The organism is Myxococcus sp. AS-1-15 (assembly GCF_020037055.1).
Lineage (GTDB): Bacteria > Myxococcota > Myxococcia > Myxococcales > Myxococcaceae > Myxococcus > Myxococcus fulvus.
Genome location: NZ_JAIQDF010000010.1, coordinates 1 through 19,859 on the forward strand (window position 1 = coordinate 1; position 19,859 = coordinate 19,859).

Here is a 19,859-nt window from a genome sequence, read left to right on the forward strand (position 1 = left end):
CTCCCGAAGTCCTCAGCGCCGCCCAGTGGCTTCCGCTGCTTTCTTCCGGAGGGGCGCGGCTTCTACCTCTTCGCCGCGTCCCGGATCAACCTATTTGGTCAGATCCGTTTGATTCTTTTCGTCCGCCCCGGTGGGCTGCTGCGTTCACCGGTTCGTCGAGGGGCGCGGCTTCTATCACCACCGCGTTCCAGGTCAACAACCTTCGTCGACCTTTTTCTTCCCCCGTTGTTCGTTTCCCCAGGGCCGGAGCGCCAGGGCGACGAGCAGGGGTCCAGTTACTACCTCGTCACATCCCGTCCGTCAAATACCGGATGATCCACCCGGCGGATTTTCCGGCCCGGTCCATTGGGGGAACCCGGGAGGCCCTTGCGCCCCATCCCCGAATCGTCCGGCTCGTCGCTCCGGCTGCCCCTCGACGGGTCAGCTCTCCTTCTGACGGGCCTTCGACTTCTGGAGCTTCTTCATCTTGTCCAGGATGAGGGTGCGCTTGAGCGAGGACAGGTGGTCCACGAAGACGTGGCCATCCAGGTGGTCGATTTCGTGCTGGAGGATGTGGGCGATGCGGCCCTCCGCCTCCAGCTCGTGCCACTCCCCCGTCCGGTCCTGGTAGCGGACCTTGACCTTGTGGAAGCGCGGGCACTTCTCCCACTCCCGGGGAACCGAAAGGCACCCCTCCTCCAGCTTCACGGGCTCCTTCTTCTCCAGCACCTGGGGATTGACGATTTCGAAGGACGTCCCGTCCTCCCGCCCCACCAGCGCCACCCGAAGAGGCTCGCCCACCTGGTTGGCGGCGATGCCGATGCCCTCGGCTTCCTTCATGGACTCGGCCATCTGCTCCAGGAGCGTCTGGAGGGCGGGGCCGAAGTCCGTCACGGGCTTCGTGGGAGTGGTCAGGACCTTGTTGGGCCAGATAACGATTTCGCGAGCCATGGGCGCAATCTGCCATGTGCGCCCCACCTTCGCCGCGCCATTCCGCATGTCCCTGGAATGATGGACCCTGGCCAGGCCCCAGCGCCCCATCCGTCGGGGCCCCCGCCCCGTCGGAGGCCCGCCTCCCAGCGCGGAGGTCCCCAGGTCTGCTAGACCTCGGCGCCATGCACCCGCACGCTCAGCTCCTCAACGACTTCTACTCGGCGTTCCAGCGCCGCGACGCCCAGGCCATGAACGCCTGCTACCACCCGGATGTGGAGTTCACCGATGAGGTCTTCGTCGGACTGCGCCACGCGGGCACCACCTCCATGTGGAGCATGCTCTGCGAGCGGGGCAAGGACCTGGAGCTCACCTTCCGCGACATCCAGGCCGATGACCGCTCCGGCCGCGCCCACTGGGATGCGAACTACACCTTCTCCACCACCGGCCGGAAGGTCCTCAACCGCATCGACGCGGAGTTCGAGTTCCGCGACGGCAAGATTGTCCGCCACCGTGACCGCTTCGACTTCTGGGCCTGGTCACGACAGGCGCTCGGCCCCGCGGGACTGGTGCTCGGATGGACGCCCCTCCTGCGAAACCAGGTCCGCGCCCAGGCCCGGAAGACGCTCGACAAGTACATGCGCGAGCGGGGCACCGCCGCTCCCTGAGCAGCCCACCTCACCGGCCCCGCTCCGGCGCGCCGCTCGACCCAGGGCGCGCCTCACACCGCCGGTGGCCTCAGGGGCGTGACGTCGGGCGCCACCCACGCCGTCCTCGCCTCGGCGGAGTCGAGCGTCTGCTTCCGGTAGTGCCTCGCCAGGAGCGTCGCGTCCAGCAGGTGCGGATTCTCCTCCAGCAACTGCTCGAGCGACCGGGCCTCGGGGGTGAGCTCCATCGCCACCTGGACCAGCTCCATCCACGCCCGGGTGAGCGTCTCATGGTACTTGCCCGTGGCTCCAAGCGCGGCCGCATAGCGCTGGATGAGCGCTCGCACCCGTTGGAGTCCACGGTCGAACCCCTGCTCCTCGCGCAGGCAGCTCCAGGCCAACCTCAGGTGCTCGCGGTGCCCGAACCGCTCGCCCGGATACGTGGCCGAGGCCACCGCCGCCACGAAGGCCGCGTCCTCCAGCTGATTCCAATCCTCGCTCATGTCGACCGGGTCCTCGTCCGCATTCGCCTCGGGCTCTCGGACGGGTGCTCCTCCCGGTCGACCTCGGCGATGGCCTCGAGCCCCGCTCGCAAGCTCTCCACGTCCTCTTCTCCCAGCTGCCCCAGCACCACCGCCTCCAGGGCCTCCAGGCGCCGGTGCACCCGCGTCGCCAATGTCCGCCCCGGCCCCGTCAGGGAGACCTGGAACGAGCGCCGGTCCTCCGGCCGCGCCTCCCGCTTCACCAGCCGCTTCGCCTCCAACCGGTCCATGTAGCTGGTCAGCGTGGAGCGCTTGTGGCCGAAGGCCGCGTGCAGCTCGCTCAACGACGTGTCCCCCGCCTCCAACAGGTACGCCAGCAGGTGGGCCTCCCCCTGCGAGAGCCCCAGCGGCGGCGCCGCCCCCTCCAGGAACAGGCCGATGCGATGCGTGGCCCGGTGCACCTCGAGAACGAATCTGAGCCGCTTCATGATACTCGCGCAACAATCATTCCGTTTTCGGAATTTCCGAAATCGGAACGAATGTGCCTCCCGGTCCATGCCGGGGCCCGCAGAGGGTACACGGGGCACTCGAGCCGGGACGGCGCTCCCGGGCGCGGGGAGCCATCACCGCGGGAGGCTCCTCCGTGCTCCAGGACTCAGGGCGTGGGGGCCTTGGCTCCCGCCGCCTTGGGCGGTGAGCCCCGGTAGGCGAGGAGCGTGTAGTACGAGCCCGTCGCATACCCCGGCAGCTTCTTCGGGTTGAACGAGCTGGTGCTCGACACCGTGCCGCCCACGTAGCCCGCGGGCATCTCCACCAGCTTCAGCGCACACCCGGCGAGCACCAGGCCCGCGACGGGGACGTCGTTCGACACCACGTTGCAGGTGCCCGTGGCCGCGAAGGTCCCCTCCGGGAGGACGAAGCGCATGTGGGCCGGCACCTGGTTGCCCGGCGCCAGCGGCGTGCCCGGCGTGATTCGCAGACAGGCCGTGGCCATGCCCACGCTCTTCTGCCCCAGGTCCACCCACTTGCCATCCTGCTCGCGAGCGCGCGGCACGTAGATGCCCGCCCCCAGCTTCACCGTCGCCTCGAACGGCGCCGCCGCGCAGGCCGCCGCATCCGCGGGCTTCGTCGCGTCCTCCTGCGTGCGGAACTGGAAGACCTCCGACTCCGCCCGCGCCTCGAACGCACCCGCGAACATCAACGCCACCACTGCGTCGTGCCACCGCGCCATCGGCACCTCCGTCGAGAGTCCACCCTCCTAACGGCGCCCGGCCCTCCCGTCCGGGCGCGCCAGGACGGCTACTGCCAGGACAGCGTGTACTCAGCGTCGAGCGGCCCCGTCTTCTTGCCGCTCACCCGCACCTGCTTGCCACCGACGGCCTCGATGACCGCCTGGAGCACGCCCTCGTGATAGGCCGGCGTCATGAAGTCGCGCTTCATGGAGAAGACACCACTGGTGTCTCCCGTCCACGTCACGCCACGCTCACCGTAGCTCACCGCCGCCTTGTAGCCCGAGTGCAGGTTGCCCAACATGCGCTTCGGGCTGTTCGACGCCAGCAGGAGCAACGTCTTGCCCGCCGCGGAGGACAGGAAGTCCGTCGTCGCCTGCACGCCCATCCGCCGCAGCGCCGCGTCGAAGCCACCCAGCTTGGGCCCCATCACCTGCGCCGCCGTGAAGGCCAGCCTCAGGTACGCCTCCACCGGGTAGTTGAAGAAATCGACGTACTTCTTTTCTCCCGCAGCGGCGAGGCAACGCTGCACCGCGGCCTCGCCATCGAGCACCCTGACCGCGCCAAGTACGCCATTGAAAAACAGTCCTCGCGCGGTGTCGTCGCGCGTCGCCAACGAGACGCGCTCCTCCAGCTCTCGTGCGAGTTGGGGTTCGAGCACGTCCAACTTCAAAGCCATGTCTGCCATCAAACGGTGTCTCCATGGGGGGGAAGGAGGCACCCGAAGTCTACAGCCGAATGAGCTGCGCGCCGTAGTGGATGTTCGCGCCAACGGCCGCCACCAAAACGATGTCCCCTCCTCCGAGGCGAACCCGCCCGCACGCCAGGTCCTCGGCCAACAGGATGAGCATCCCCGCGGCCGACGTATTGCCATACAAGTCGACATTGCAGGCCACCGCCTCCGCGGGTAGCCCCGCGCGCGCCACGAACGCGTCCATCACCCGCTTGTTCGGTTGATGAAAGTAGTACCGCTTCACCTCACCCTTCAGGTCGGGTCGGGGACTCAACACCGCGTCCAGGCACTTCTGCATGTACTCCGGATAGCTGCGCGCCACGCGGAAGCCATCCACCACGAAGGCCATGTCCGCCGGACGCGAGCGCCCCGGCTGGTAGGGCAGCTTCAGCGTCCCGCCGCCCTTGCGGATGACCAGGTCCCCATGCGCGTTGCCGGAGAACGAGGCGAGGATGCCCGCACCTCCCGGCGCGTCCTCCTTCGTCTGGAGCACCACCGCGCCCGCCCCGTCTCCGAACACGTACATGGACAGATAGCCCTGCAGCGTCTTCGCCCGCCCGGGGCCCGGTGGCAGCTCGTCCTGGTACACTTCCCGGTTCACCAGCGGCGAGGTGAAGGCCGACGCCACCACCGCCACCGTGCGGAAGCGGCCCCCGTCCATCATCTTCTTCACCAGGTCCAACACGTACGTCGTGCCGCCGCAGCCATCGTCCACCAGCAGCGCGAACGCGTCCTCGCGCAGCCCCAGCCGCTGGTGCACCGCCATGGCGTCGTGGTTGAAGTGCGGCGCGTCCGGCGTGCACGTCACCACGAACAACGCGTCGAGCTGCTTCGCGTCCACGCCCGAGCTCTCGAGCGCCTTGCGCAGCGCCACCTCGCACATGTCCGTGTTCGTCGCGGGGTAGAAGTGGCCGTCGTCCTCCGGCGGAGGCACCGCGCGCCCCGTCGCCTCGTCGAAGTCCCACAAGAACCGCCGCTCACGGATGCCCAGCTTCTCCTCGATGCGCTCCGCCGGCCACCCGGGGATGGCCTTCGCGATGCGCGCGTTACTCACCCGCCGCGAAGGAACAAATGCTCCGGCACCGACGACACAGACATTGGGTGTCATTCCATGGCCTCGTTTTTTCACAGCCACGCCGGATGGGAGGGATTCCCTGGCCCACTGCATCGAGCAGGATTCACGCCAGATACGAAGCCCTTGAAATGACGGCCTCTCAACCCGGAAGCCGCTTCACTCTTGAAGAGCTTCATGGAGCCACGCGCGCTCAACCCACCGGATTTACAAGGAGGACCGTGATGCTTCAGAAATGAAGCGTCTTGCTGCGGAATTGAAGCAGCGCCGGCGATACATTGACTTCAGGTGCGGCGCCACTCCACTCGACGCGGCATCCCGGAGACCAGCAACGCCAGGGTTGCGAGTGATTGCGCACTCCGAGTGCCGAGACATCTTGGACCCATGGCACTGGACACGCCAGGGCCTCCTGGGGTTCCCGGCGGAGGCCCGGGGATTTCCCGGATACTTCCCGGGGCGCGTGGGAGCATGCCAGTGTGCGCCTCCGAAAGGCGTCGCGGGACCGCGCACTCCCAGAGCGGAGGCCCGGTCGACGAATGGGTCGTGCCCTCGCTCGAGTCCCTCCCCCGCCGCTGGCAGCCCGTCCTCCGGCTGGTGCTCTTCACGGCCGCGTATGCACTGGGGGCACGGCTGGGCGCGGTGCTGGCGTTTCCTCCCGAGCACGTCTCCGCCATGTGGCCCCCCAGCGGCGTGGCGCTCGCGGGGCTGCTGCTCACCCGGCACCGCGAGTGGCCCGCGCTCGTGCTGGCCGCCATCCTGGTCGAGCCCTTCGCCGTGGGCGCCTCACACGGGCCCGTCACGTCCACCGGGTTCGTCATCGCCGCGGGCAACCTGCTGGAGGCCATGGTGGGGGCGCTGCTGCTGCGCCGGGTGGTCCGCTTCCACCCGTCGATGGACCGCGTGCGCGACGTGCTGGGGCTGGTGGGGCTGGGCGCCCTGGGCGCCACCCTGCTCAGCGCGAGCCTGGGCATGAGCATGCTGCTGTCCGCGCAGCGCCTGGCCCCCGCGGACTTCTGGCCCGCGTGGCGCGTGTTCTGGGTGGGCAACGCCATGGGCGTGCTGCTCGTCGCGCCCCTGCTGCTCACCTGGACCGCGCGAGGGACCAGCGGCTGGAACCGGCAGCGACGACTGGAGCTGGTGGCGCTCCTGCTGCTGCTCGGCGTGGCCACCCACTGGGTGTTCCGCATGCCGCCGTCAGCCGCGCCTCCGGCCACCTTCCATCCAGTGACGTACCTGACGTTCCCCTTCCTGCTGTGGGCCGCGCTGCGCTTCGAGGCCCGGGGCATCACCATGGCCGCCGCGGTGATGTCCTCGGTGTCCCTGCTGCACACCGCCCTGGGCAACGGCCCGTTCGCCCAGTTCGCGTGGCACAACGACAGCCTCACCTTCCTCCAGTCCTTCCTCGCCGTGGCCAGCGTGTCCGGACTGCTGCTCGCCAGCGCCCTCAGCGAGCGGCGCCGCGCCCAGGAGGAGGTCAGCCACCTCAACCAGGAGCTGCGACAGTCGCTGCAGACGCTCGCCGCCACCCAGGCCACCCTGGTGCAACGCGAGCGCATGGCCGCGCTCGGCGAGCTGAGCGCCACCGTGGCCCACGAGGTCCGCAATCCGCTGGGCGCCATCTCCAACGCGCTCGCCGCCATCCGACGCCTGACGCCCCAGATGGCCACCGGCCCCACCGGCTCCCTGATGGACATCATGGACGAGGAGGTCGAACGGCTGGCCCTGCTCGTCAATGACCTGCTCGACTTCACCCGCCCCGTCGAGCCCCGGCTGCGCAGCCAGTCACTCGGCCCCGTGGTGGAGGGCGCGCTCGTGGCGTCGCTGCGCTCGGGGGCCTCGGGCATCAACGTGTCGCGAGATCTGGACGAGTCCCTGCCGCCCATCGCGCTCGACGCGCACCTGCTCCACGTGGCGCTCACCAACCTGTTCACCAACGCCGTGCAGGCCATGCCTGCTGGTGGCAGCCTGGTCACCCGCATCGAGACGGATGTGCGCTCAGGCACGCCGCACGCCCGGCTCACCATCTCCGACACCGGTCATGGGATGACGGACGAGCTGCAACAGCGCATCTTCGAGCCGTTCTTCACCACGCGCGCCAGCGGCACCGGGCTGGGGCTCGCCATCGTCCGACGCATCGTCGACGGACACCACGGCGAGGTCATCGTCCACAGCACCGTCGGACAGGGCACCACCTTCACCGTGTGGTTGCCCTATGCCGGGGAGACTCGCGCCGTGGCTTGAGGGTGCGGCGCTCGGGGCGGTCGACCTCACGCCTCCTGGGTTGCTTCACACGGGCACCGCGCTCGACGGTGCCCGCGAGGACCGCTCGACGCTCAGAACGGGATGTTGTCGTCGTCGTTGGGCGGCGGGACGTCGTCCTGGTAGCCACCACCACCGCGGCCACCGTAGCTGTCGCCACCACCGCGACCGCCACCATAGCCGCCGCCCTCGTTGCCACCGCCGCCGCCCTGCTGACGCGCCATCTCCGCCTCGATGGCGGAGAGCAGCTGGCGCTCCTTGTCGTGCCAGCGCGACTTGCTCGGGTCGTTCAGCGAACGACGCGCGCCATTCGCGTAGAACTCCAGGTCCTGCATGCTCGCTCCCGCGACGGGCGCGCCCTTGCTGCGGCCGTAGTTCGGGAACACCATTCCGTCCCCGCCACCGCCGCCACCACCCGCGCTCGGCGCAGACCGACGGGGCGCCGCGGAGGCCGCGTCCGGCGTCGAGCCGATGGACAACTCTCCCATCCGCAGCGTGAAGCCTTCCTCGCTCCTGAACGCCGTGCCCACGCGCACCTGCTCCACGCGACCATCGGGGCGCCGCACCGCCACCGTGACTGGATAGCCTTGCTCACTCATGGCGCCCGAATCCCATCCCTCCCCCCAACCTGTCAACGGCGGCGAAATCGCCCTGTCCGCCAGCCACATGCCCGCCTGGTGAACGCCCTCCCACCTCCGCGTCCCAGGCACCTGCTCGCCGGCTGAACACCCCTCCGCGCGCACCTCGGACTCCATGCTCGGACCGGGGACCGCAGCCGTTCCGAAGGACCTCGGTCTCACGTCGCCACCGTCCCCGCGGCCGTCGCGAGCGCGCCCCTGCTCAGGTTTCGTGGAGACAGGCTCGGGGCGGTGCCCACGTGGAGGGGAGTCCCCCCGGAGTCAGCGCCTCCGCGGGCTTCGAGAAGCTCGACACATCGTGCGCCCGGAAGCAGCCGTGCTCGCGCCGACCTGGGGCCACTGGGGCGAGGGCGACGCGCGCCTTTCACCCTGCTCTCAAGACTCGGGCTTCTCGCCCTGGCATCCCGGGCCGTGACGAGGTCGGGGCGCGCCACGCTCGTCCCGCCGCGGCGCGTGCGAGCATTCCGCGCACGGGATTCAGGGCACCCGGGCTCGGCCTTCTGCCCTGGCCTCCTTGGCCGTGACGAGGTCGGGCGGTCCACGCTCGTCCCGCCGCGGCGCGTGTGCGCATTCCGCGCTCGGGATATGGGGCGCCCGGCTCGGGCTCATCGCCCTCGCTGCCGCTGGCACGCTCGGGACACACGGCTCGCATGGCGGCTCATCCGAAGAGCCGCTCGATGCCGTGAAACAAGGCTCCCCTCTCGAGGAGCCCGGTCACCGGGAGCTTGTGTGGGAGCCGCGAGACATCCGCGGCGGGACTTCAGACCAGCGACGCCTGCGCGCCCCTGCCGCCCTTCTTGCGACCGCGCTTGCCCTTCGCCGGCTGGGCCTCACGCAGCGCCTTGCTCGCCGCACGGCCGCGCGGCAGCTTCACGTCCTGCACCGACTGCGGCTTCGCGTCATCCACCCACGCGGTGGGCCGACGGTCCGTGCGCATCAGGAGCCGCAGCTTCTGGTAGTGCGCCGAGCAGTAGCCCTTGGAACGGCTGGGGCGCTTGCACCCGATGATGGCGCACGAGCGGGAACCCTCCGCCACCCGGGCCCGCGTCGCCGCGCCCTTCGTCGCCACCAGCGGCAGCTCCACCTGCGCCGCCGGCTTGCGACCCGGCTTGCGGCCCCGCTTCGCCGCGGGCGCCGGCAACACCGACGACTGCCGCGCCGCCACCGGCCGCACACCGGCGACCGCACCCAGACGGCTCGTCAGCGGCGCCAACCGGAAGGTCACCGAGCGCAGCATGTCCAGGGCCTCGAGGCCCTCTTCCAACCGGCTCACCGCCTGCTGCAAGGGCACGAGCTGCGTCTGCAACTCGCGCCGGAACATCTCTCCAAGCTCATTCGCAATGGACATGTGACGGGAGGATATACGCCGTCCTGGGTTCCCGGCGGGAAATCCGCTGCACGGCACGCGCCAAGCGTCGCCTCCGAGCGGATTTCCGCCTCCGGACCCTCCACGAGGTCCTGCTCCGAGCGAAACCCTCCGACTCCAGGGCCTGGTGAAACGTCTCCCTGAAACAGTTTCAACCCTGGGCGCAGGTCAACGGCTCGGGCCGCGGCGTCACCGGGTCCACCTTGCGCACCGACGTCGGGAGCTCGAACAGCGAGGCCCCCGCCCTGGGGCAGCCCCCCGCCAACGACGCGAGCGCCCACACCAACAACACCGTCAGCACCACCGGGTGACCCACGACACGTGCCTCCTCAGGCTCGGATACCCACCCAGAACGCGGCGGACCGTATTCCTTGGCCTCCTGGGGATACGAACGAGCCTAGCCCAAGGGTCTGACCCGCCCTGGAGGGAGGGGGAGCGAGCGGCCCGGGTCCCCCGCGCGGCCACTCCGGATGTTAAAGGAGGCCCAACATGACCTTGGCCCCTCCTCCCGTCCGCTTCCGAGGCACTGACTCCTACCTCACCCACGAGGGCCTCCAGGCCGCCGTCAACTGTGCCCTCACGCTCCAGCGCCCCCTGTTGGTGAAGGGCGAGCCGGGCACCGGCAAGACGCTCCTGGCGGAGGCCATCGCCGAGGCCCTGGGCCTGAAGCTGCTCACCTGGCACGTCAAGAGCACCACGCGCGCCCAGGACGGCCTGTACATCTACGACACCGTGCAGCGCCTGTATGACTCGCGCTTCGGCGACGGGGACGTGAAGGACATCCGGCGATACATCCGCATGGGCCCCCTGGGCGAGGCCTTCGCGTCCCCCGAGCGCGTGGTGCTGCTCATCGACGAGGTGGACAAGGCGGACCTGGAGTTCCCCAATGACCTGCTCCACGAGCTGGACCGGATGCGCTTCCGCGTCACTGAAACCAACGACGAGGTGGCCGCGAAGCACCGCCCCATCGTGGTGATTACGTCCAACAACGAGAAGGAGCTGCCCGACGCGTTCCTGCGCCGGTGCGTGTTCCACTTCATCGACTTCCCGGACGCGGACCTCATGCGCCGCATCGTCGACGTGCACCACCCGGGGCTCGACGCCGCGCTCGCGGAGCAGGCCCTCAAGGTGTTCTACGAGCTGCGCGCCCTCTCCCGCCTGCGCAAGCGGCCCTCCACCAGCGAGCTCATCGACTGGATCACCGTGCTCAAGGCGCAGGGCGTGACGGACCTGAAGCTGGACGAGCAGCTTCCATTCCTCGGGGCGCTCCTGAAGAAGGAGCAGGACCTGGTCTCCGTGGCGGAGGCCTTCGGGCGCGGCCGGCGCACGCGCGCCTGAGCCAGGAGACGGCATGTTCCTGCCATTCTTCTACGAGCTGCGGCGACGAGGCGTGAAGGTGGGCGCGCAGGAGGCGCTCGCCCTGGCCGGCGCGCTGAAGGCGGGGCTGCACGACAGCAGCCTCGACGGCTTCTACCACGTGGGCCGCGCGCTCCTCGTCCACTCGGAGACGCAGCTGGATGCGTTCGACCAGGCGTTCCTCGCGCACTTCCAGGGCGTGGAGACCGCGGGCCTGGAGCTGACGCAGGAGCTGATGCAGTGGCTGGAGGACGCGCGCGAGCGACCCCAGCTCACGCCCGAGGAGCAGGCGCTGCTGGAGGCGCTGGACCCGGAGGAGATCCGCCGCCTGTTCGAGGAGCGCTTGCGCGAACAGAAGGAGCGCCACGACGGCGGCAACCGGTGGATCGGCACCGGCGGGACTTCACCGTTCGGGAACAATGGCTTCTCGCGCGGCGGCATGCGCGTGGGCGGCAAGGCCGGCGGCAAGCAGGGCATGGCGCTGATGCAGGCGGGGGCGCGCAAGTACGCGGGCTACCGCGATGACCTGGTGCTCGACACGCGGCAGCTGGCCGTGGCGCTGCGCAAGCTGCGCGCGTTCGCTCGCGAAGGCGCGGCGGAGGAATTGGACGTGGACGAGAGCATCTCCGCCACCGCGCGCAACGCGGGCGAGCTGGAGGTGGTGACGCGTCCTCCGCGCAGGCCCAACACGCGCGTGGTGCTGGCGATGGACGTGGGCGGCTCCATGGACCCGTACGCGGCCACCATGAGCCGGCTGTTCTCCGTGGCGAGCCAGGCGACGCACTTCAAGGAACTGCGAACGTATTACTTCCACAACTGCGTCTACGGAAAGCTCTACGCCACGCCGCAGCTCACCGGCGGCATGACGGTGCCGGAGCTGGTGGCGCAGGTGGGAAGACATCACAAGCTCATCATGGTGGGTGATGCCTCCATGGCCCCGTACGAGCTGGGCATCCGCACCGACGCGGAGGGGCGCTACAAGGCGGACGGGCTGGAGGGGCTGACGTGGCTGATGCAGCTGGCCCAGCACTTCGAGCGAAATGTCTGGCTCAACCCCGAGCCCATGGGCGCGTGGCGCACGGGCTCCATCGCCACCATCGCCCGCGTGTTCCCCATGTTCTCCCTCACCGTGGAGGGCCTGGGTGAGGCCGTGGCCCACCTGACACGGGGACGCACGGTGAAGGGCGCGATGGCGCGGCGCTGAAGTCCTCGGAGCCCCCAGCAAGGGCCAGAAAATCCAGGGGCTCGTGGACTGCCGGACGGCGAGCGGGCGGGCCTGGTCCTTTCGTGCGGCGCACCGGCGCGAGTTCCGGCATGGTGCGCCCCACGATTCGCCGGAAGCTCGAGGACCTTATGACCACCGATACGCAGGACCTGCTGAGCATCAACACCATCCGCACCCTCGCCATGGATGCGGTCCAGCAAGCCCACTCGGGTCACCCGGGGGCCCCCATGTCCCTGGCCCCCGTCGCCTACCAGCTCTGGCAACAGGAGCTCCGGTACGACCCGTCCCACCCCATCTGGCCGGACCGCGACCGCTTCATCCTCTCCAACGGCCACGCATCCATGCTCCTGTACGCCCTGCTCCACCTGGCAGGCGTCAAGCGCGTCACCCGCGACTACAAGGTCGAGGACGCCCTCAGCGTCTCGCTCGAGGACATCCAGAAGTTCCGCCAGCTCGACTCGTCCACCCCCGGCCACCCCGAGTACCGGTGGACCAGCGGCGTGGAGACGACGACGGGCCCCCTGGGCCAGGGCGTCGCCAACAGCGTGGGCATGGCCATCGCCAGCCGTTGGATGGGCGAGCACTTCAACAAGCCCGGCTTCGACCTGTTCACCCATGACGTCTACGCCATCTGCGGCGACGGAGACCTCATGGAAGGTGTCGCCTCCGAGGCCGCGTCCATCGCCGGCCACCTCAAGCTCGGCAACCTCTGCTGGCTCTACGACTCCAACCACATCTCCATCGACGGCAGCACCGACCTGGCCTTCACCGAGGACGTCGGCAAGCGCTTCGAGGGCTACGGCTGGCGCGTCCTCCACGTCCCCGACGCCAACGATTTGACGGTCCTGGGCGAGGCGCTCCACACCTTCAAGACGCTGCGCAACAACCAGCCCACCCTCATCATCGTCACCACCCAGATTGCCTTCGGCGCCCCCAAGCTCCAGGGCTCCTCCAAGGCCCACGGCGAGCCGCTCGGCGACGAGGAGATCAAGGGCACCAAGCGCAACTACGGCTGGCCCGAGGACGCGAAGTTCCTGGTCCCCGACGGCGTGCGCGAGCGCTTCCAGGAGCGCGTGGGCGCCCGCGGCAAGAAGCTGCGCGAGGCGTGGGACGCGCGCTTCGTCGAGTACCAGAAGCAGTTCCCCGAGCTCGCCGATGAGCTGGTGCGCATGCAGCGCCGCGAGGCCCCCAAGGGCTGGGACTCCGAGCTGCCCACCTTCCCCGCCGACGCCAAGGGCATGGCCACCCGCGAGTCCAGCGGCAAGGTGCTCAACGCCGTGGCGAAGAACCATCCGTGGCTCGTGGGCGGCTCGGCCGACCTGAACCCGTCCACGAAGACGTACATCACCACGTCCGAGTCCATGAAGCCCGGCGAGTTCAAGGGCCGCAACATCCACTTCGGCGTGCGCGAGCACGCGATGGGCTCCATCGTCAACGGCCTGTGCCTCAGCAAGGTGCGCGGCTACGGCGCCACGTTCCTCATCTTCAGTGAGTACGAGCGCCCCGCCATCCGCCTGTCCTCGCTGATGGAGCTGCCCGCGCTCCACATCTTCACCCACGACTCCATCGGCCTGGGCGAGGACGGCCCCACCCACCAGCCCGTGGAGCAGCTGGCCAGCCTGCGCGCGATTCCGGGCCTCATCGTCCTGCGCCCCGGCGACGCCAACGAAGTCGTGGAGGCGTGGCGGGTCATCGGCCAGCAGAAGAGCCACCCCGTGGTGCTGGTGCTCACGCGCCAGGCGGTGCCCACGCTGGACCGCACGAAGTACGGCGCGGCGTCGGGTGTGGCCAAGGGCGGCTACGTGCTGGCGGACGCGGCGGGCGGCAAGCCGGAGGTGGTGCTCATCGGCACGGGCAGCGAGGTGCAGCTGTGCCTGGACGCGCACGACAAGCTCACCGCCGAGGGCATCGCCTCGCGCGTGGTGAGCCTGCCCTCGTGGGAGCTGTTCGAGCAGCAGGCGCAGGAGTACCGCGACAGCGTGCTGCCGCCGAACGTGCGCGCCCGCGTCGCCGTGGAGAAGGGCGCCGCCTTCGGGTGGGAGCGCTGGGTGGGCTTCCAGGGCGGCATCGTCGCCATGCGCAGCTTCGGCGCGTCCGCGCCCATCAAGGCGCTCCAGCAGAAGTTCGGCTTCACCGTGGACAACGTGGTGAAGGTGGCTAAGGACACGCTCGCCAAGAACAAGGCGTGAGCCACCGCGCGCCCCACGCGCGCGCCTGAAGAAACGAAGGGCCCGGACCATCCCCCAACGGTCCGGGCCCTTCTTGCTTCTGTCCCTCGGTACCGCATCAAGAATGGGGCTCGGGCCATCCCCCAACAGTCCGAGCTTCCGCTGCCCCCCTTAAAGAGGGGCGCTCCCACAAGAAAAGGCTCCCGAACCATCCCCCAACGATTCGGGGAGCCCGAGGGCTGGCTCCCCCTATGTCGGAGCCGCCCGTTTCAAAGTCATCGCCAGGCCGCGCGGTGTTCGTGAATCAGGCGGCGATGATGCGCGGCGGGAGGACGGGCGTGCTGGCGCGCTCCATCTCCTTGAGCATCTTCTGGAACTCCGTGTTCGCGATGCCCGTCTCGCCCTTGGCCAGCGCGTCCGAGGCGTACTTCCCGTAGAGGTCCACGACCTTCTTCGCCTCGGGCGAGAGGCGGTCGTAGTTCTGCATCGCCCACTTCTGGAAGTCCGCGTGCTCCACGCCCGCACCCTGCCCGTCGAAGTCACCCGCGCCCTGGTTGATGGCGTCGGTCAGGTCCTTGCCGGAGATCTTCCCGCTCTTGCCGTCCAGGCCCTCGAGCGCGGTGCGCATGGTGTCGTCGCGGAAGGTCTTGTGCTGGGACGCCTCCTTCACCGCCGCGTCCAGCTCGGCCTTGTCGAGGCCACCGGTGCCCGACTTCATGGCGTGCTGCTGGAACGTCTCCAGCACCTTCTGCGCCTCGGGCGTCATGCGGTCCTTGTTCTTCTCCGCCCACTTCTGGACCTCGGCCAGCTCCTTGGGCGTGGCGCGGCCACCGTCGGACACACCCTTCTGGATGGCGCCCAGCATGTCCTCGCCGGAGATGGGGCCGCTCTCCTTGTCCAGCTCCCCCATCGCCTTCTTCGCGCTCACGTCACCGACGCTCTTGAAGTCCTTGAGCATCTTGTCCAGCTCGCCGCGCGACAGGTCCTTGTCCCCGGAGGCCATCGCCTTCTTGGCGTGCTTCTCGAACTTGCCCAGCACCTCCTTGGCCTCGGGCGACAGCTTGTCCTGGTTCTTCTTCGCCCAGTCCTGGAAGGCCTTGAGCTCGTCGCCGGTGTTGTTGTCGCGGTCCTTCACGCCGCGCTCGATGGCGCTCGACATCTGCTCACCGGAGATGGGCTTGGGCAGCGAGTCCAGCTTCGCCAGCTGCTTCTCGGCGCCCTTGTCGCCGATGCCCTTCATGTCCTTCATCATGTCGCGCCAGTCGCCGTCCTTGTGGCCGTTGGCCTGGCGCTCGGCGGCGAACTTGGAGAAGCGGTCCATCACCTGCTTCGCCTCGGGCGTGAGGCGGGCCTGGTTCTTCTCCGCCCACTCCGAGAACGCGCGGTACTCGCCTCGCGCCGCGTTGCCGTCACGGTCTCCCGTGCCACGACGGATGGCCTCGGTGAGCTGGTCCGCGGTGATGGGGCCCTTGGTCTTGTCCAGCTTGTTCGTCTCGCGCAGCGCCCCCGTGTCCAGCGGGCTCCACTCGTTCGGCAGCGGGCGGTTGGCGACCCCACCGCGTGAGGAGCCCGCGTCGAAGCTGTCGCCACCGGCGCGGCCGTTCTGGCCCTGCTGCTTCATCGCGTTGCGCAGCTCCTTGAGGAGCTTGTGCTCGCGCTCGAGGACTCGCTCGAGCTTGCCTTCGAGCTTCTCCAGCTTCGCCTCGGTGCGGTTGAGCTTCTGCAGCGCGGGCTTGAACGTGGTAGCGATGGCCATTTGGGGTCTCCGTCGTGTGCCGTGGTGAGCACCCCTATTGCGCGTCCCGTGCCACAGACGCCTACCTTCACTTCTTCTTTATTTTCAGGGAGTTACGGCGCACCTCGGTGAAGGTGGGGGGTGGTGACACCTGTCACCACCGGTGACAACAGTCACCAGCCGGAGGCCCATTGGGTGGTGACTGGAGTCACCGGATCCTCGCCCTGCCTGTCAAAGAGCCGCACCCGCCCCCGTGTCCCGGGACGCACAGGACATACGGACGACCCTCGAAAGCAGTTTCATGTGCCGGACAACGAGACCTGCTCACAGTCCGCCGCGAAGCTCCGACTCGCTCCACAGCGCGCCGTCCCGCTCACGCAGCAGGAACACGAGCCGGCCCTGGTGGAAGCCCCGCACCGGCGCCTCCGGGTCCGGGAACCCCGTGGGCAGACGCCAGTCCGGTGGGTTCGTGCCGATGAGCGGAATGGAGCGCTCGCGACGCAGCTCGCCGACCTCGTGGTCCGTGAGCGGACGCACTCGCGCCCAGGGGAGCAGCTCGCGGCCCGTGGCCAGCACCCGCGTTCCGGGCTCGGGGTCGGCCCAGGGGCCGATTCGTGTGCGGCGCAGCGTGGACAGGTGCGCGCCACAGCCGAGTGCTCGACCGAGGTCTCTCGCGAGGGAGCGCACGTAGTAGCCGCCCCGGCAGGTCAGCGTGAGGCGGCTGGTGCGCGGCAGGTCGTGCGAGAGCCAGCTCGCGGAGTGGAGGTACACGCGCGATGGAGGCAGCTCGACCACTTCACCCCGGTGTGCCTTGCGATACGCGGGCTCGCCGCCGACCTTCTTGGCGCTCGTGGCGGGCGGGACCTGCGCTCTCCAGCCGAGGAACGGGGCGAGCGCGGCGTCGAGCTTCTCGGGCGTCAGGGATGATGTGTCCCCCTGGGAGACGGGGCGGCCATGCAGGTCCCCCGTGTCCATCTCCGTGCCCCAGATGACGTCCGCTTCGTAGGTCTTGGGCACGGCGTGCAGCAGCTCGAACAGGCGCGTGGACTGTCCCACGAGGATGAGCAGCAGCCCTTCCGCGAACGGGTCCAGCGTGCCGCCGTGACACACCGGCACGCGCTTGCCGGGGACGGCCCGGGTCTCCTCGAGGAACGACTGCACCACCGAGAAGCTCGTGGGGCCCACCGGCTTGTGCACGCGATAGAGGCCCGGCGTCATGAAGCCACCCTGCACGGAGGATTGCGCTTGCGCGGAGTGAGGGCTGACACGCTCGGAGACCCGGGGAGGTGGGCAGCATCGCGCCTGCCGGTGGGGTGTGTCACCGGAGAACGGCGCCGCCGTGGACTGGGGCTATGCAAGGAAGTCGTGGGCGACCACGGAGCGCAGGTGCTGGAGCGCCACCGCGTGCGGGAGGGCCTGCATCAACACGTCTCTCGACCATCGTGCCACGGGGTTGCGGAGGTAACGGAGTGACCCGGCTCGCCGGCTCATGTCGGCGACGTGCTTCGTGCGGGGCCGGCGCGTGGCCTCATAGGCCCGCAGGGCTCCGCGCAAGTCGCCGCCTTCGCGCAGGTGCTTCGCCAGGACCAGCGCATCCTCGATGGCCTGACAGGCCCCCTGCGCCAGGTCGGTCACCATCGCGTGCGCGGAGTCTCCCAGCAGCGTGACGGGCCCTTCTCCCCAGCGCGACAGCGTCTCCAGGTCATGGATGTCCGTGCGGAGGATGTCCGACTCGCGCGTGGCCTGGACCAGGGACTCGACGGGCGCCATCCAGCCGCGCACGTGGCGCAGCACCGCTTCGCGATGGCCGCCCTCCTCGTCACGTCCACCCTCGGGGGCTCGGGCCATGAGGAACCAGTACATCCGCCACGTCCCCTCCGGACCCCGGCCGAGATGACAGATGCCGAAGCGGGTTCCCTGGCCGTAGAGCTCGAACTGACTGCCCTCGGGAATCATCTCCGTCGGGACAGTCACGATGCCGCGCCATGAGGTCCGACCGCTGTAGCGGACTCGCGACTCCGGGCGCAGTTGTTGGCGGATGACGGAGCGCAGGCCATCCGCTCCGACGAGGCAGTCGCCCCGCGCTTGCTGACCGTCCGCGAACTCGACGCGGACCTCGTCGCCCTCCACGTGGAAGCCCGTGCATGCCGCCGCCATCCGGACGTTCTCCGGTCCGAGCGCTCGCAACAGCACCTGCTGGAGGTCCGCGCGGAGCAGCGTCACCGTCGGCTGCCCCAACTCCTCGCAGAGCGCGTTCACGTCGAGTCGCGAGAGCACCTTGCCGTCCCACCGGTGCATCACCGTCTGTCGCCACCGGGCTCCCATTCGAGCCACCTCGTCGGACAGCCCCAAGAGAGAGAGGGCCCACATCGCGTTCGGCCAGAGGGAGAGCCCCGCACCGAGCGCCTGGTAGTCCTCGGCGCGCTCGTACACCTTCACCCGGAGCCCTGCTCGACGGAGCGCGAGGGCCGCGCACAGCCCACCCACGCCGCCACCCACGATGATGACTTCACGCGCTGGCACGAGCGACATGCCTCCTTCTCAGGAACGGTTCCGAAGCGGCTCGACTCTATCGCCCACGTGGACTTGTGGCTGGCCAGGACATCAGGCGCGCTGATTGACGGTGTCACTCACGGATGTGGGATGTCCGCGCGGGACTCGCGGCTGGTCATGGCCTCGGGCGCACGCACGGACTGATGGAGTGTCCACGAGCGCGGCGGGTGGAATGAGGAAGGGCTCACGCATCATCGTCGGGCTCGTCCTCATCATCCTCCGAACGTCCCTCCACCTGCGTGGCGCCGTCTTTCTTCACCAGGTACACGGGCTCGCAGCGAGTGGCGCTCGCCACGGTGCGCGCCAACAGTTCCGCGTGCGTCGTCACCCAGACCTGGGAGGTCTTCGACGCCTTCGCGAGCAGTCGGCCCAGTGGCTCCAGCAGGTCCGGGTGCAGGCTCGTCTCGGGCTCGTTGAGCGCGAGGAACGCGGGAGGACGCGGGCTGAGCAACGCGGCCAGCAGGCAGAGGTAGCGCAGCGTGCCGTCGGACAGCTCGGCCGCCGCCATGGGGCGACTCAGTCCGGGCATGTGCAGGAACAGGCTGAAGCGGCCCTCCTCCGAGCGGACATCGAGCCTGGCGCCCGGGAACGCATCGTCGATGCCTTGGTCCAGGGCTCGGTCGTCCCCGATGTCGAGGATGGTCATCAGCGCCGCCGCCAGGTCCGCGCCGTCATGCGCCAGCACCGGCGTCCTCACACCCACGCGAGGATGACGCATGGGCGCGTCCGGGTCCGTGCGGAAGTGATGGTAGAAGCGCCACGAGGCGAAGGTGCGCTGAACCTCCGACAACCGAGGGAAGCGGTGCGGCTCACCCAGTTGGTCCAGCACCGACTCCGCGCTCCAGAGGTGGGTGGGAAACACCACCCGCTTCCCATCGGCGTCCCGCATGAAGGCCGTGCGGTCCTTGCGCTCCATCAGCACCACCTTGCGCCCTCCGGAGAGAGCCCACAGGTGCTCCGTCTTCACCTCAGGGTCCAGGCGGAAGGGGTCCGGCATCTTCGGGACAGGAGGAACGATTCCGCAGGTCAGCTCGTACGCAAGCTCGCCCAGTTCCACCTGCACCGACAATCGCACGGGCTTCTTCGCCATGCGCGGCCCGGCCCATAGCACGCTCGGCGTCCCACCCTCCTCCGCGAGCGTCCGCGCCAGCCTTCCCTCCGCGGCCACCGACAGCAGATACAGCGCGCGGTACAGGTTCGTCTTGCCGCTCCCATTGGCGCCGACAATGACATTCATCGGCCCGAGTTCCATCGAGAGCCGGCGCACCGAGCGGTAACCCGATATCTGCAAACGCGTGATGGGCATCGAGCGCCCACCCTACCGCGCCCGCCTCACGCCGCAACCCGAACACTCCGCAGGGGCGGCTCGCACTTCGAAGTCGCGACACACCGCGCACATCCTCGCGCCACCCACCACCACGAGCCACTCGTGGCGCCGAGTCCACATCACGCGGCAATCACTTTCCCATCCATGCGCCATGCCCCTC

At 69.2% G+C, this 19,859-nt stretch carries 18 protein-coding genes; 5 read left to right on the forward strand and 13 right to left on the reverse strand.

The window, feature by feature from the left end; translation table 11 throughout:
• Nucleotides 1–420: 420 nt before the first annotated feature.
• The gene (def, locus tag K8625_RS25200) at nucleotides 421–930 is read right to left on the reverse strand and encodes a peptide deformylase (RefSeq protein WP_223751025.1); all 510 of its coding nucleotides are present in this window, start codon (nucleotides 928–930) and stop codon (nucleotides 421–423) included.
• Between the two features lie 164 nt (nucleotides 931–1,094).
• Here def and K8625_RS25205 point away from each other — a divergent pair, with 164 nt between their 5' ends.
• Entirely contained in the window at nucleotides 1,095–1,577 is a 483-nt protein-coding gene (locus K8625_RS25205; protein ID WP_141331158.1) for a nuclear transport factor 2 family protein, read from the forward strand.
• 53 nt (nucleotides 1,578–1,630) lie between these two features.
• On the opposite strand, the gene K8625_RS25210 is transcribed toward K8625_RS25205, so the two are convergent.
• The 5 genes from K8625_RS25210 to K8625_RS25230 form a co-directional block, all read right to left on the reverse strand.
• On the reverse strand, nucleotides 1,631–2,059 hold the full coding sequence (locus K8625_RS25210; RefSeq protein WP_223784141.1) for a hypothetical protein: 429 nt from the start codon (nucleotides 2,057–2,059) through the stop codon (nucleotides 1,631–1,633).
• Nucleotides 2,056–2,526 carry a MarR family winged helix-turn-helix transcriptional regulator gene (locus K8625_RS25215; protein ID WP_223751023.1) on the reverse strand — a complete coding sequence of 157 codons (471 nt, stop codon included), beginning with the start codon at nucleotides 2,524–2,526 and terminating at the stop codon, nucleotides 2,056–2,058. Before K8625_RS25215 ends, K8625_RS25210 begins: the two co-directional genes overlap by 4 nt.
• Before the next feature lie 167 nt (nucleotides 2,527–2,693).
• Nucleotides 2,694–3,269, reverse strand: coding sequence for a hypothetical protein (locus K8625_RS25220; RefSeq protein WP_223751022.1), 576 nt, complete (start codon nucleotides 3,267–3,269; stop codon nucleotides 2,694–2,696).
• 68 nt (nucleotides 3,270–3,337) lie between these two features.
• Nucleotides 3,338–3,955 carry a DUF2378 family protein gene (locus K8625_RS25225; protein WP_370640428.1) on the reverse strand — a complete coding sequence of 206 codons (618 nt, stop codon included), beginning with the start codon at nucleotides 3,953–3,955 and terminating at the stop codon, nucleotides 3,338–3,340.
• A 40-nt stretch (nucleotides 3,956–3,995) separates the two neighbouring features.
• Nucleotides 3,996–5,108, reverse strand: coding sequence for a 3-oxoacyl-ACP synthase III family protein (locus tag K8625_RS25230; RefSeq protein WP_223751021.1), 1,113 nt, complete (start codon nucleotides 5,106–5,108; stop codon nucleotides 3,996–3,998).
• Between the two features lie 507 nt (nucleotides 5,109–5,615).
• Here K8625_RS25230 and K8625_RS25235 point away from each other — a divergent pair.
• A complete protein-coding gene (locus K8625_RS25235; RefSeq protein ID WP_223751020.1) occupies nucleotides 5,616–7,313 on the forward strand; it encodes an MASE1 domain-containing protein in 1,698 nt (565 codons plus the stop codon).
• Nucleotides 7,314–7,405: 92 nt separating this feature from the next.
• Here the strand turns inward: K8625_RS25235 and K8625_RS25240 are convergent, their stop codons facing one another.
• From K8625_RS25240 to K8625_RS43840, 3 genes are all read right to left on the reverse strand, one after another.
• Nucleotides 7,406–7,930 carry a hypothetical protein gene (locus tag K8625_RS25240; protein ID WP_223751019.1) on the reverse strand — a complete coding sequence of 175 codons (525 nt, stop codon included), beginning with the start codon at nucleotides 7,928–7,930 and terminating at the stop codon, nucleotides 7,406–7,408.
• 799 nt (nucleotides 7,931–8,729) lie between these two features.
• Entirely contained in the window at nucleotides 8,730–9,317 is a 588-nt protein-coding gene (locus K8625_RS25245; protein WP_074958614.1) for a vegetative protein, read from the reverse strand.
• 169 nt (nucleotides 9,318–9,486) lie between these two features.
• Entirely contained in the window at nucleotides 9,487–9,651 is a 165-nt protein-coding gene (locus tag K8625_RS43840) for a hypothetical protein (RefSeq protein ID WP_254042161.1), read from the reverse strand.
• Between the two features lie 173 nt (nucleotides 9,652–9,824).
• Here K8625_RS43840 and K8625_RS25255 point away from each other — a divergent pair, with 173 nt between their 5' ends.
• The 3 genes from K8625_RS25255 (at nucleotide 9,825) to tkt (ending at nucleotide 14,105) form a co-directional block, all read left to right on the forward strand.
• A complete protein-coding gene (locus tag K8625_RS25255; protein ID WP_141331140.1) occupies nucleotides 9,825–10,673 on the forward strand; it encodes a MoxR family ATPase in 849 nt (282 codons plus the stop codon).
• A 13-nt stretch (nucleotides 10,674–10,686) separates the two neighbouring features.
• Nucleotides 10,687–11,895, forward strand: a complete 1,209-nt coding sequence (locus K8625_RS25260; protein ID WP_223751017.1) for a VWA domain-containing protein — start codon at nucleotides 10,687–10,689, stop codon at nucleotides 11,893–11,895.
• A 149-nt stretch (nucleotides 11,896–12,044) separates the two neighbouring features.
• On the forward strand, nucleotides 12,045–14,105 hold the full coding sequence (gene tkt / locus K8625_RS25265; protein ID WP_223784142.1) for a transketolase: 2,061 nt from the start codon (nucleotides 12,045–12,047) through the stop codon (nucleotides 14,103–14,105).
• 283 nt (nucleotides 14,106–14,388) lie between these two features.
• On the opposite strand, the gene K8625_RS25270 is transcribed toward tkt, so the two are convergent.
• From K8625_RS25270 to K8625_RS25285, 4 genes are all read right to left on the reverse strand, one after another.
• A complete protein-coding gene (locus K8625_RS25270; RefSeq protein ID WP_223751015.1) occupies nucleotides 14,389–15,840 on the reverse strand; it encodes a hypothetical protein in 1,452 nt (483 codons plus the stop codon).
• 303 nt (nucleotides 15,841–16,143) lie between these two features.
• On the reverse strand, nucleotides 16,144–17,037 hold the full coding sequence (gene truB, locus K8625_RS25275) for a tRNA pseudouridine(55) synthase TruB (RefSeq protein ID WP_223751014.1): 894 nt from the start codon (nucleotides 17,035–17,037) through the stop codon (nucleotides 16,144–16,146).
• A gap of 132 nt (nucleotides 17,038–17,169) precedes the next feature.
• Complete coding sequence (locus K8625_RS25280; RefSeq protein WP_223784143.1) at nucleotides 17,170–18,351, reverse strand: FAD-dependent monooxygenase; 1,182 nt, start codon at nucleotides 18,349–18,351, stop codon at nucleotides 17,170–17,172.
• Between the two features lie 205 nt (nucleotides 18,352–18,556).
• Nucleotides 18,557–19,678 carry an AAA family ATPase gene (locus K8625_RS25285; protein WP_223784144.1) on the reverse strand — a complete coding sequence of 374 codons (1,122 nt, stop codon included), beginning with the start codon at nucleotides 19,676–19,678 and terminating at the stop codon, nucleotides 18,557–18,559.
• Between the last annotated feature and the right edge of the window lie 181 nt (nucleotides 19,679–19,859).

What these genes read in the sequence shown, in the direction of transcription:
- K8625_RS25245 (WP_074958614.1), bottom strand. Translation starts at nt 9,317, where the DNA reads ATGTCCATTGCGAATGAGCTTGGAGAGATGTTCCGGCGCGAGTTGCAG.
- def (WP_223751025.1), bottom strand. Translation starts at nt 930, where the DNA reads ATGGCTCGCGAAATCGTTATCTGGCCCAACAAGGTCCTGACCACTCCC.
- K8625_RS25280 (WP_223784143.1), bottom strand. Translation starts at nt 18,351, where the DNA reads ATGTCGCTCGTGCCAGCGCGTGAAGTCATCATCGTGGGTGGCGGCGTG.
- K8625_RS25260 (WP_223751017.1), top strand. Translation starts at nt 10,687, where the DNA reads ATGTTCCTGCCATTCTTCTACGAGCTGCGGCGACGAGGCGTGAAGGTG.
- K8625_RS25220 (WP_223751022.1), bottom strand. Translation starts at nt 3,269, where the DNA reads ATGGCGCGGTGGCACGACGCAGTGGTGGCGTTGATGTTCGCGGGTGCG.
- K8625_RS25240 (WP_223751019.1), bottom strand. Translation starts at nt 7,930, where the DNA reads ATGAGTGAGCAAGGCTATCCAGTCACGGTGGCGGTGCGGCGCCCCGAT.
- K8625_RS25205 (WP_141331158.1), top strand. Translation starts at nt 1,095, where the DNA reads ATGCACCCGCACGCTCAGCTCCTCAACGACTTCTACTCGGCGTTCCAG.
- K8625_RS25285 (WP_223784144.1), bottom strand. Translation starts at nt 19,678, where the DNA reads ATGCCCATCACGCGTTTGCAGATATCGGGTTACCGCTCGGTGCGCCGG.
- K8625_RS25225 (WP_370640428.1), bottom strand. Translation starts at nt 3,955, where the DNA reads ATGGCAGACATGGCTTTGAAGTTGGACGTGCTCGAACCCCAACTCGCA.
- truB (WP_223751014.1), bottom strand. Translation starts at nt 17,037, where the DNA reads ATGACGCCGGGCCTCTATCGCGTGCACAAGCCGGTGGGCCCCACGAGC.
- K8625_RS25255 (WP_141331140.1), top strand. Translation starts at nt 9,825, where the DNA reads ATGACCTTGGCCCCTCCTCCCGTCCGCTTCCGAGGCACTGACTCCTAC.
- K8625_RS25270 (WP_223751015.1), bottom strand. Translation starts at nt 15,840, where the DNA reads ATGGCCATCGCTACCACGTTCAAGCCCGCGCTGCAGAAGCTCAACCGC.
- K8625_RS25230 (WP_223751021.1), bottom strand. Translation starts at nt 5,108, where the DNA reads ATGACACCCAATGTCTGTGTCGTCGGTGCCGGAGCATTTGTTCCTTCG.
- K8625_RS25210 (WP_223784141.1), bottom strand. Translation starts at nt 2,059, where the DNA reads ATGAGCGAGGATTGGAATCAGCTGGAGGACGCGGCCTTCGTGGCGGCG.
- tkt (WP_223784142.1), top strand. Translation starts at nt 12,045, where the DNA reads ATGACCACCGATACGCAGGACCTGCTGAGCATCAACACCATCCGCACC.
- K8625_RS25215 (WP_223751023.1), bottom strand. Translation starts at nt 2,526, where the DNA reads ATGAAGCGGCTCAGATTCGTTCTCGAGGTGCACCGGGCCACGCATCGC.